At 33.9% G+C, this 11,887-nt stretch carries 12 protein-coding genes; 5 read left to right on the forward strand and 7 right to left on the reverse strand.

Translation table 11 applies throughout. The features are described from left to right. Nucleotides 1–2: 2 nt before the first annotated feature. From H7350_RS06275 to H7350_RS06305, 7 genes are all read right to left on the reverse strand, one after another. Entirely contained in the window at nucleotides 3–1,091 is a 1,089-nt protein-coding gene (locus tag H7350_RS06275) for an AI-2E family transporter (RefSeq protein ID WP_204345046.1), read from the reverse strand. A gap of 32 nt (nucleotides 1,092–1,123) precedes the next feature. Continuing rightward, nucleotides 1,124–1,624, reverse strand: a complete 501-nt coding sequence (locus H7350_RS06280) for a TrmH family RNA methyltransferase (protein WP_204345047.1) — start codon at nucleotides 1,622–1,624, stop codon at nucleotides 1,124–1,126. 15 nt (nucleotides 1,625–1,639) lie between these two features. Next, a complete protein-coding gene (locus tag H7350_RS06285) occupies nucleotides 1,640–2,257 on the reverse strand; it encodes a DUF4159 domain-containing protein (RefSeq protein ID WP_420825363.1) in 618 nt (205 codons plus the stop codon). A 212-nt stretch (nucleotides 2,258–2,469) separates the two neighbouring features. After that, nucleotides 2,470–3,177 carry a 16S rRNA (uracil(1498)-N(3))-methyltransferase gene (locus H7350_RS06290; protein WP_204345049.1) on the reverse strand — a complete coding sequence of 236 codons (708 nt, stop codon included), beginning with the start codon at nucleotides 3,175–3,177 and terminating at the stop codon, nucleotides 2,470–2,472. Continuing rightward, nucleotides 3,177–3,815: a peptidylprolyl isomerase gene (locus H7350_RS06295; protein ID WP_204345050.1), complete on the reverse strand. Its 639-nt coding sequence runs from the start codon at nucleotides 3,813–3,815 to the stop codon at nucleotides 3,177–3,179. The genes H7350_RS06290 and H7350_RS06295 overlap by 1 nt, the downstream gene beginning before the upstream one ends. A 108-nt stretch (nucleotides 3,816–3,923) precedes the next feature. Next, entirely contained in the window at nucleotides 3,924–4,304 is a 381-nt protein-coding gene (locus H7350_RS06300) for a Rid family detoxifying hydrolase (RefSeq protein ID WP_204345051.1), read from the reverse strand. A gap of 11 nt (nucleotides 4,305–4,315) precedes the next feature. Beyond that, on the reverse strand, nucleotides 4,316–7,087 hold the full coding sequence (locus H7350_RS06305; RefSeq protein WP_204345052.1) for a putative LPS assembly protein LptD: 2,772 nt from the start codon (nucleotides 7,085–7,087) through the stop codon (nucleotides 4,316–4,318). 125 nt (nucleotides 7,088–7,212) lie between these two features. Between H7350_RS06305 and H7350_RS06310 the strand changes: the two genes are divergently transcribed. Genes H7350_RS06310 through H7350_RS06330 form a run of 5 tightly spaced genes read left to right on the forward strand, consistent with a single transcriptional unit; the run spans nucleotide 7,213 to nucleotide 11,867 of the window. Continuing rightward, nucleotides 7,213–8,325: an N-acetylmuramoyl-L-alanine amidase family protein gene (locus tag H7350_RS06310; RefSeq protein ID WP_204345053.1), complete on the forward strand. Its 1,113-nt coding sequence runs from the start codon at nucleotides 7,213–7,215 to the stop codon at nucleotides 8,323–8,325. Nucleotides 8,326–8,379: 54 nt separating this feature from the next. Continuing rightward, the gene (locus H7350_RS06315) at nucleotides 8,380–9,333 is read left to right on the forward strand and encodes an MlaD family protein (RefSeq protein ID WP_204345054.1); all 954 of its coding nucleotides are present in this window, start codon (nucleotides 8,380–8,382) and stop codon (nucleotides 9,331–9,333) included. Nucleotides 9,334–9,347: 14 nt separating this feature from the next. Further along, complete coding sequence (locus tag H7350_RS06320; protein WP_204345055.1) at nucleotides 9,348–10,676, forward strand: 4Fe-4S dicluster domain-containing protein; 1,329 nt, start codon at nucleotides 9,348–9,350, stop codon at nucleotides 10,674–10,676. A 2-nt stretch (nucleotides 10,677–10,678) separates the two neighbouring features. After that, nucleotides 10,679–11,017, forward strand: a complete 339-nt coding sequence (locus tag H7350_RS06325; RefSeq protein ID WP_235989282.1) for a hypothetical protein — start codon at nucleotides 10,679–10,681, stop codon at nucleotides 11,015–11,017. A gap of 58 nt (nucleotides 11,018–11,075) precedes the next feature. Further along, nucleotides 11,076–11,867, forward strand: coding sequence for a (Fe-S)-binding protein (locus H7350_RS06330; protein ID WP_204345056.1), 792 nt, complete (start codon nucleotides 11,076–11,078; stop codon nucleotides 11,865–11,867). Nucleotides 11,868–11,887 lie beyond the last annotated feature (20 nt).

Here is an 11,887-nt window from a genome sequence, read left to right on the forward strand (position 1 = left end):
TTTTACAGCCCTTGTGTTAATTTTTTAACCACTTTATTGTCTGATAAGAATTCTTTCAAAATCACTTTTATAGCTGTGTAACTTGGTACTGCGACAATCATTCCAACGACCCCAAAAAGCAATCCAGCAATGATGATGATTAAGAAAATTTCTAGTGGATGGGATTTTACACTTTTAGAAAAGATAAATGGCTGACTGAAAAAATTGTCAATTAATTGCGCTACAGTAATAATGATTAACGTATAGATTATGTTTGGTAAAATCACCTCACTAAAACTATCCGTTAAGTTGTTTGTCATTACTAAAAGCAGCATTAAAGCACCTCCAATTAATGGTCCTAAATAAGGAATTAAATTAATTAATGCACATAAAAAGGCGATGACAACAGCATTTTTTACTCCAATTATAAGTAAGCCGATGGTATAAATCACAAACAGAATTAGGATCTGAAAAAATAAACCGACAAAATAACGGGAAAGTAAATCTGAAATCTTACTAAAAGATCGTTTGGTATTTGATTCCTTTTCATTGGGTATAAAGGTTAAAATACCTTGCTGAAATAAGTTGCTGTCTTTTAAAAAGAAAAACGCAATAAATAATACAGACATCAAGCCAATACTAAAGCTTCCAATACCAGCTACAAAACTATTTAAGAAGTTTGGAATAATACTATAGTCGAGATTTGAAAGAATTTTAGACTCTTTAATTGCTTGTTCGGCATCGATATGATTGAGTTCAAGGTATTGAATAGACGCTTTGTATAATTCTTCAATATTAATTTTAAGTTGGTCAATATCTAATAGAGATAAATTTTGACCTTGTTCAACAATCAACGGAATTAATAAACTTATGATTCCTGCAAAAATTCCAATAAGAAAAACCATGGTAACAACCACGGCAAAAGTGTTTTTAAATTTTAAGCGTCGTCTCAAAAAGATAACTATTGGTCTGCCAATAAGCGATATTACAGCTGCAATGAGAATGTAAACAATAACCGATTGTATTTTATATAAGAAATATAATACCAGAGCAACAGCAAGAATAATGCCTACAGCTCTAAGGATTCCATTTGCAATGGCTTTAGAATTCATTGAATTAGTTTTACACTATAAATATAAAGACTTTATTTAATTTGCTTTGTGATTTCGTATAAAGTTATACTTGTAGCCTGAACCACATTCATACTACTATTTTGACCATACATATCAATATGAAGCACAGCATCACTTATGTTTAGCAAGGATTCGGATACACCAAAATTCTCGTCACCAATAATCAAAGCTATCGGTGTATGCTTCGGAAATGTATAATTTGTAAGTGCAGTGCTATTAGATGTGATTTCTAGCGCAATGATAAAATATCCTTTGGTCTTTAATTCTGAAACGACTGTAAGAGCATCTGTAGTAACTTGAAAATTTACTGCTTTTTCGGTTGCTCTTGACGTTTTAGTCATTTTACGACCTAAAGGAATTTGCTCACCACAAAAAATTAATTGTTCAATACCAAATGCATCGGCAGTGCGAAATAAACTTCCAACATTAGGTGCATTGGTCACCTGTTCACAGACTAAAGTGACAGGAAAATTCTTAGGAGTAAAATTTGTAGAGTAGTGGTCGAGTTGCATTAAAATAGGTTATCCTTAGTTTTCAAACGCGTATTTTACAATGTTAGCTCCCATTTTAAGTGCTTTTTCTCTCACGTCTTCGGGATCATTATGAACTTCAGGGTCTTCCCAGCCATCACCTAAGTCACTTTCAAAAGTAAAAAGCAATACTAAGCGGTCTTTTTCAAAAATGCCTAATGCTTGCGGACGCTTGCCGTCATGCTCGTGAATTTTCGGCAAACCACCTGGGAATTTATATGCAGTATTGAAAATTTCATGAGATTTAGGTAGTTCAACCAGTTCCTGGTTTGGAAATACTTTTTTCAACTCTTCTTTTATGTAAGGCTCCATACCATAATTATCATCGATATGTAAAAAGCCACCAGAAACTAAATATGTTCTCAGGTTGTCAGCATCTTCATCGGTAAAGAATACATTTCCGTGACCTGTCATATGTAACATCGGAAACTGGAAAATATCAATACTGCCAACTTCAACCACTTGTGGCTTGGTATTCATTTTGGTTTTAATATTATCATTACAATACGCAATTAGATTTGGTAGCGCAGTCGGATTACTATACCAATCGCCACCGCCTTTATATTTAACAATAGCCAAATCCTGAGCAGAAGCTGTTGTGCTAGAAAACCACATCACACACAGTACTATTATATAAAGACTTCTGAATGTTTTTAATAGATATCTCATATACCAAAAATAAAAATTTAAATAGATGATGAATAGGTTTTAACGTTATTTATGATTCCATTATTTTATTAATACTCAAATAAATCAAAGCTATTAAAATTTTTAATCATAATTTTCAAAATACTGAAATACAATATTTTAAACTATTTTATATGAACTTATGATTCATTGCTAAAAGCAACCGAATGACAGGCTACAATTGCAGCTGTTTCTGTTCGTAATCGAGTTTCGCCTAACATTACAGGTTTAAAGTTATGCTTGATTGCGAGTTTAATTTCAGAAGTGCTAAAATCACCTTCGGGACCTATTAAAATAATTACATCTTCATTAGACTTTAATTTGCGCTTTAACGATGTTTTGTCTGTGTCTTCACAATGTGCAATAAAACGCTGACCTTTAAAATCCTGAGTTATAAAATCTTTAAAATGCTGTGCTTCATTTAATTTTGGTAAGTAACTGTTTAGTGATTGCTTCATTGCAGTTTGAAGAATTTTTTCAAACCGTTCTATTTTTATCACACGACGCTCACTATTGTCACAGAAGATAGGTGTGATACTATCAATACCAATTTCAGTAGCTTTCTCTAAAAACCATTCATAACGATCGTTCATCTTAGTTGGAGCAACAGCAAGGTGTAATTGATAATCTTTTTGGGCTTGAAAAGTAGCAGACTTAATCGTAGCGCAACAATTTTTGATATCAGCTATCATTACTTCAGCCAAAAACAACCAACCTTTTCCATTGGTAATATGCAACGAGTCACCAACAGATTTACGAAGTACTTTTACAATATGCCGACTTTCATCTTTTGAAAACTTGATTTCAGTATCGGTTTGGGTTAAATCTGGGTTGTAAAACAATTGCATTACTTTCTGGGTTCTGTAACTTTTAACACTTTAGCTTCTTCAATTAGTTTTTTGTCTTCTGTTATTAAAACTACATAATAGGCTTTAATATCTGGTATGTCTAACGTAAAGATATCATCGACATTATAAGCGCCATCAATTACAGCAGATTCAAAATCAGGATGCAAATCACCATTTGTAAACCAGCCTAAATCACCACCTTGTTTAGCAGACATATCCATAGAATACTGTTTAGCCAGATCTTCAAACCTGTAACCTTTTCCGTATTTAGAAATCACCGTTTGTCTGATAGTATTTATATCCTCAATTGATTTTTTATGTCCGTCTAAAAACACACAACTGACTTTGTAGTAAGGGATTTCATATTTTTCAATGACTTTATAATAGGTTTTTTGTGGCGCATCTTTAAAGTATTTCTTAGCGCCAACACTCATCTTAAAAATGTCCTGTGCCATTTGTGTTTTGTGCTTTTCTTCATTAAATACTATCACTTTTCCTTTAGCTTTCTTATGTTTCTTAAAAAATAGTGTTACGTCATCTAGTGTTTGAACTGAGTCTAGTGACTTTTCAAATTCCTTTTGAGCAAAAGCAATGGTTGAAATAAAGAGTAGAGTAGTTGTTAGTAAAATTTTAAGCATAGTTAAGTTGTTTAGTATTATAGTTCAAAATTAAACCGATGATACTATTATAAAACACCTAAGTGGTGAAGTTTTTAAGAAATGATTGTTTATAACTCTGCCAGAATCCTATTTGACAGCAATCATGCTAATTTCAACATTCACAAATTTTGGCAAATTTGCGACCTCAACTGTTTCGCGTGCAGGAGCTGTGTCGGCATTGAAATACTTAGCATACACCTCGTTAATTTCAGAGAAATTATGCATATCACTAATAAATATTGAGGTTTTAATTACATGCTCAAAAGTCATGTCAGCAGCAGTTAAAACCGCTTTCAAATTTTGCATGACTTGTTCTGTTTCAGCCGTAATAGAGTCTAAAACCAGTTCACCTGATTCCACATTAATTGCAATTTGACCTGAGGTATAGAGTGTGTTTCCTGTTAAAACGGCCTGATTATACGGTCCGATAGGAGCAGGAGCATGAGGTGTATTAATGATTGTTTTCATAAGACGTTAATTTATAGTTGTTGATCTCTCTGTCTACGCTTGTCATATTTAAGATCTTTAAGTAGGTTAGAACGTATTCCTATAAAGAAGTTCCATGATTTATAGGTGCCGAAAGGTACCCAGCTAAAATTCAAGCGCCAGCTTAATAAATCTCGTTCAAAACGCAATTGGGTTTGAGTAAATCCTTTATTGGCAAAATCATAACCAGATGAAACACCAACTGACCATCGCGGTGATAATTCGACATCTCCTGAAAACATTAAAGAGTTACTCGAAATTTCATTTTGTCGTGCCGAATTACTATAATTTACCGCATATGCCAATCTCAAACTCCAAGGCGGTATGTAGTTATACAGTTCTGATTCTTCTTCTTCATCGCCTTTATCTTTGTCCCGGTCGTCATCAGATAATCGCTGATCGGCAAAATCTTGAGGTTTTCCAAAAAGGTCATCTGCACGACCACCATTACGTAGGGATTCTTGCGTTGCTCGGTCGTCTTCACCATCACCTTCAAATGTTTTACTAGATAAGGAGTAACTCACGTTTAAAGACGCTGAAGTTAGTCGAAATAAACTTCCGCCATTATCAATATTAAACTGGTCAATTTTCCTGTTATTATTATCTAAGGCATATGGGTCGAGTACCATTCCAAAATTGACATTCATTTTGTCTTTGAGTAAGGTGGTTCCTCCAGAGACACGTAACGGACTCCATTGTAACGAATCTCCAGCAAAGTTATATGAGGTTGAAAAGTTAAGGTTGTTTAAAAGTTTGATTTTCTTTGGCTCAGTTGCTGTACTATCATTATCTCTAATTTTAGCTTCAAAGTTATTTCCTAAGGAAATTCCCATAGAACTTGAGAAGGTTTTATTAGGCGAGCCAAACAAAGCGCCTTCAAATCTTGTATAGTCGGCAACTGTCGTTCCATCTGCATCAATAATCTCATACGTATCATAATACTCATCAAAAGCCGGATTAATATTATAGCTAATAGATGGTCGCATGACATGCCTTATTTTTTGAATTTTTGGGTTTTTACCTTTCTTTTCGAAATTAAACATCCCATAGATAGTTGTTCCAATACTTGTACTGAAATTGTAAGTAAAGAAACGATCAAACTGATTTAAGTCTTCAGTTATAATGTCACCATCTTCATCTTGAAATCGATTAATGGTATTAAGCGTCCAGTTTTCTTCAAAATTAGCACTGGCACTCATACTAAAGTATTTAAAGACTTTAAAATTCGTAGATACAGGAATCGAGTGTAAGGCTCCAATACGTGCATCATCGAACATTTCAGATTTAAAAAACAGAGAGTCTGTTGTTTGAATTCTGTTTTCAGCTCTTACATTGTACTGAAAGTTGATATTTTGAATGACACCCTTTTTACTGCCAACTTTTGGAGCAAAAGGAAACATACGTCCAACACTACCTTGAAGCGTCGGTAAGGTCATATTAATTTGTTCGGTGTTTGTATTTTGAGAATGCGTAGCAGTAACATTCAAATTGACCTGTGGCTCACCTTGAAATGTTTTAGAATACGATATCGAAGATGCTAACGTATTATTTTGTGTGCTTGGCAGGTTTAATTGATTAATAGATTGTTGAAAATACCGACTACTACCCAAGTTTACAGATGCTGAAAATCGAGAATTGGGATTAGATTTGGCATCCTGACTATGTGACCACCTAATATTATATATCGTAGATTTTGAAAAATCTGGAAAGCCACGCTCACCATTAATAAGATTTTCGTACCTAAAGCTCAGATTTCCTCTAAACTTATAACGCAAACCATAATTAGATTCTAAACGCAAACCATAACTACCGTTGGTGTAATAATCTCCTAATACAGCCAGATCTAAATAATCACTGATGGCAAAATAATATCCACCGTTTTGTAAGTTATACCCTCTATCTGTACTTCCTAAATCTTGTCCTGGAGTAGGCATAATTACACCAGAGGTTTGTTTATTAGTCATCGGGAAATAAGCAAAAGGCAATCCTATAGGTGTTGGCACATCATAAATAAAAAGATTTGTTAACCCTGTAACTACTTTTTTTCCGGGAACGACTTTTGCCTTCCTCATTTTAAAGTAATATTCGGGATCTTCTTCGTTTTCTGAAGTAGTAAACTTTCCGTTTTTAATAAAGAGAATCGAATCGTTTTCCATTTTTGTGACTTCAGCGATAATGATTCCGCCACTTTGTTCCGTTTTAGAATTAAAAACAAGCGCTCTTTTGGTTAAAGTATTGAATATAATCGAGTCGGGTTCTATGACACTTTGCCCTTGAGTGAATACCGGTTTTTGCGTGTAAACTCCTGCTGAATCTTTAAGCCGACCTGCATAAACGAGATTTTTACTGTGATCAATGACAATGATACCTGCTTTAATATTCATGTCAGTATAGGTCACTTCGGCCTCATTAAATAATGTCGTCTGATTAATTCTTTGGTTGAGTTTAACGTAATCTTTAGCTTTATAATTGACGATCCCTTCTAAAGTTTCCTTCTTTTTTTTCTTCGGAATGGAATCATTAGCAATACTATCATTTTCTCTTACATTAACAGGAGGAGCTAATAAGTCGTCAACAGTTACTGAAATTGAGTCATTTAAAGGTTTTGGCTTGATAGTCTCCTTAGATTTAGGCAACTCTTGTGCGAAGCAAAACATGTTAATAAACATGGTAAAACTTAGGGTAAAAAGTATGTGTAAGCTTTTTGTACGCAATGCTTTTAAATGTATTTTTGCTAAAGTATGGCTCGGTTTTTGAATTGCCAAAATTACATATATTTTTTATGATTAATTTATAATTCAATTAATTTATCTAAAGTTTCTAAAGCCTATATTAGCTAGCTTTTATAAGACTTAAAAAATAAACCAAGTTGATTAAACGTTAAACACGTATGAGAACGACACTACATTATATATTCGTATTAACAGTTTTGTTAATTACAAGTTTTTTAACATCTGCTCACGCTTTTCAGAAAAACAGCGATAAGTTTGTTGTGGTTTTAGATGCTGGTCATGGTGGTCATGATTCTGGTAATGTCGGCAATGGCTACAGGGAAAGTAATATTGCATTAAATATTGTTTTACAGGTTGGTAAGGAACTTGAAAAGAACAAAGACATTAAGGTTATTTATACCAGGACAAAAGATGTGTTTGTAACCTTAAGAGGTCGTGCTAAAATTGCAAATGATGCCGATGCCGATTTATTTGTTTCGGTGCATTGTAATGCTCATAATTCTTCAGCAAACGGGACTGAGACTTTCGTGTTAGGTTTGCATGCTAATCAGCGTAACTTTGAGATTGCAAAAAAAGAGAATGAAGTGATTTTCTTAGAATCTGATTATGAAAAACACTATGAAGGTTTTGACCCAAATTCTCCTGAATCATTCATCACATTAAGTTTAATACAAGAAGACTATCTTGATCAGAGTATCAGGTTGGCACGTTATATTGAAGACAACTTTAAATCTCAGCAAAAGCGTAAAAGTAGAGGTGTAAAGCAAGCCGGATTCTGGGTATTGCACAATACGTATATGCCAAGTGTATTGGTAGAAACAGGTTTTTTGACTTACAAAAAAGAAGGATCATATTTAAATTCGAAAACCGGACAATCAAAAATGTCTAAATCTATAACAGATGCTATTTTAGATTACAAAAAGCAATTAGATTTAAATGTTGGGGAGAATATTTATAACGATTCTAATACCGTACCTTCCGAAGTTGAAGAGCCTCAAATTATAGATAATGTTGTTTTTAAAGTTCAAATAGCTGCCAGTTCAAAAAAACTAGAGCCTAAATCTTATAATTTTAAAGGTTTAAACGATATCTCCAGAGAAAAAGTGGGTAACTTTTATAAATACTTTTATGGCTATACGTCTGATTATAGCCAGATCAAACAACTTCAAATACAAGCCAAATCTAAAGGCTATAAAGACTGTTTTGTTGTGGCTTATAGAGATGGAAAAAAAATAGATGTTTCCGAAGCATTGAAATCTGCCTCTAATTAGAAAGGTTCTTTATATTTTTATTGCTAATTTTGTTTTAACCCAAAATTGTAAAATTTGAAAGTCTCAAGAGAAGTAAAAACAGCAATACTCGTCCTTTCGGGTATTATATTATTGATATTTTTATTCAATTATCTTAAAGGTGAAAATCTATTCGAATCACCTAATACTTATTATACCGAATTTGACTACAATGCACTCAGCGCTTCTTCGCCAGTGACTATAAAAGGGAATAATGTTGGTAAAGTAAAAGACATTAAATACGATTTTGAAACTGGCAAAACTCGTGTAGAGTTTAGTGTTGATGAAAAGTTAGTCTTTACAAAAAACAGTAAAATTCGTTTGTATCAAACTGGACTTATGGGTGGAAACGCGCTTGCTATAGTTGTTAGTGAAGAAGGTGAACGTGCTCAACCGGGAGACTTTTTACAATCTGAAATTAAAGATGGCTTAATTAATAACCTTACAGAAAACTTTGAAGGTGTTAGTGATGACTTAGGTGCTACATTAAAATCGGCCGACACCTTATTAATCAACTTAAATAGTCTTGTTGTTGACGAATCTGAAGAAGGCATCAAAAGTGCGATTAAAGAGCTTAATGCTACAATGAAATCCTTTAAATCGGTTTCTTACTCTGTCAATAAGTTGATCACTAAAAATGATGAAAAACTGAGTTCGATGTTAACCAACTTCGATTCTATTACTAAAGATTTATCGGTTATAACGGGAGATTTAAAAGAGGTGAAGCTATCTAAAACTATTGCAGAACTTGATAAAACACTTGCTTCAGTAAATTCACTCATGACGAGCATTGAAAATGGCGATGGTTCTATAGGTAAGCTGTTAAAAGACGAAGGACTCTACAATAACTTAGAAGGTGCTGCTTTACAAATGGAGCAATTGCTAGAAGATATGAAGCTAAACCCGAAGCGTTATGTGCATTTCTCTCTCTTCGGAAAGAAACCTAAGCGTTACGATGCTGAAGGCAATGAAATAAAAGATAAAGACTAATAAACCATCCTTATATGAGCTTTTTACCACAACTAATATTTGCCATAGCATTGGTCATAGGCATTGGTTATTTTGCTAATAATGTCAGAAAACTAATGCGTAACATCAAGCTTGGACGCGATGTTGACATTAACGACAATAAACCGCAACGCTGGAAAAACATGGCTATGATAGCTTTGGGTCAGAGCAAAATGGTAAAACGACCTATTGCTGGTTTTTTACATATTATCGTATATGTTGGGTTTGTAATTATAAATATCGAAGTTTTAGAAATCATTATCGACGGACTCACAGGTCAACACCGTATTTTTTCATCAGCAGGTGAAATTTATGATATATTAATCGGTTCGTTTGAGCTTCTGGCTTTTGCTGTATTAGTAGCGGTTATTGTATTTTGGATCAGACGAAATATCGTAAAACTAAAGCGTTTTTTAAGTTCTGAAATGAAAGGTTGGCCAAAAAGTGATGGTAATATTATTCTTTATTTTGAAGTGGTCTTAATGTGCTTGTTCTTAACAATGAATGGTGCCGATTTACAATTGCAACTCAATGGAGCAGAAGGGTATCCTACAGCTGGTTCTTTTCCAATAAGTCAATGGTTATTGCCTTTGTTTGACGGACTTTCTAACAGCACACTTATCATCATAGAACGAACAGCTTGGTGGTTACATATTTTAGGGATTCTAACTTTTTTAAATTACTTGTATTTCTCTAAACATTTACACATTCTGTTAGCGTTTCCAAATACGTACTACGGAAAATTAACACCAAAAGGACAATTTGAAAACCTTGAAGCAGTTACTAATGAGGTAAAAATGATGATGGATCCTAATGTTGATCCTTTCGCTGCACCACCTGAAGGCACAGAAGCGGCAGTACCAGCAAAGTTTGGTGCTAGTGATGTTCAGGATTTAAGCTGGGTTAATTTACTTAATGCTTATACCTGTACCGAATGTGGACGCTGTACAAGTGAATGTCCGGCAAACCAAACCGGTAAAAAATTATCACCTCGTAAAATCATGATGGATACTCGTGATCGCCTGGAAGAAGTCGGTAAAAATATAGATGCTAATAAAGGTGAATTTAAAGACGACAATAAACAATTGCTTGGCGATTACATTACCAATGAAGAACTTTGGGCTTGCACAAGTTGTAATGCCTGTGTTGAAGCGTGTCCGGTGAGTATTGACCCTTTAAATATTATTATGCAAATGCGTCAGTATTTGGTCATGGAGCAAAGTGCTGCGCCTATGGAACTTAATAATATGATGACTAATATTGAAAATAATGGAGCGCCTTGGCCTTATAATCAAATGGATCGTTTAAACTGGAAAAATGAGTAGTAATGCGTGTTTTTCTTCGGAAATATCAACTCATCATAATCACTGTCTTTTGTTTGGTCAGTGGGTTTTTAGATGCTCAATCATATACTAAAGACTCTTTACAAATAAAGTCGTATACAGTAATTGAGTATCGCAATAATGAGGTTAAAGATATTCAGCTTTTGAAAGTGATTTGCGATTATTGCAGCGATTTTCAAAAGGAAGTTATAGGTGAAGAAGCCAAGCGAAGAACGTATTTAGAGCGCTTCGATCCTAAAAACAGATTAAAAGATGGGAAGAAAAAACTAGCCATCTATATTAGAATAGCAAAAACAGATTTTGCTGAAATTAAAGATAATTAAGTTGAGTTATCAGAGTCTAATTAGTAGATACTATAACTAAAGATATATGAATAAAATTATGAGCGAATTACTTAAAGTGCCAACTATGGCAGAATTTATGGCAGCTGGAAAACAACCTGAAGTATTATTTTGGGTAGGTTGTGCTGGAAGCTTTGATGATAGAGCAAAAAAAATAACAAAAGCATTCGTAAAACTTTTAAATAAAGCTAACGTAGAATTTGCTGTTTTAGGTACCGAAGAAAGTTGTACTGGTGATCCAGCAAAACGCTCAGGGAATGAATTTTTATTTCAAATGCAGGCTGTTACCAATATTGAAGTTATGAACGCCTATGAAATTAAAAAAATTGTAACTGCTTGTCCGCATTGTTTCAATACCATAAAAAATGAGTATCCAGAACTAGGTGGTACTTATGAAGTGATGCATCACACACAATTTTTAAAATCATTACTTAATGAAGGTCGATTATCTATAGAAGGTGGCGAATATAAAGGTAAGCGTATTACATTTCATGATCCTTGTTATTTAGGACGTGCTAATGATGTTTATGAAGCACCAAGAGATTTGATTAGAAAACTGGATGCCGAACTGGTAGAAATGAAAAGCTGTAAATCTCGTGGTTTATGCTGTGGTGCTGGTGGAGCTCAAATGTTTAAAGAACCAGAACAAGGACATAAAGACGTAAATATTGAAAGAACAGAACAAGCTCTAGAAACACAACCTCAAATTATTGCTGCTGGTTGTCCGTTTTGTAATACCATGATGACCGATGGTGTTAAAAATAAAGAAAGGGAAAATGATATTGCTGTTATGGATATTGCAGAGTTAATCGCCAACGCTCAGGATTTATAATTATGGCCAACGTAAGTAAA

The organism is Psychroserpens algicola (assembly GCF_014526325.1).
Classification (GTDB): Bacteria; Bacteroidota; Bacteroidia; order Flavobacteriales; family Flavobacteriaceae; genus Psychroserpens; species Psychroserpens algicola.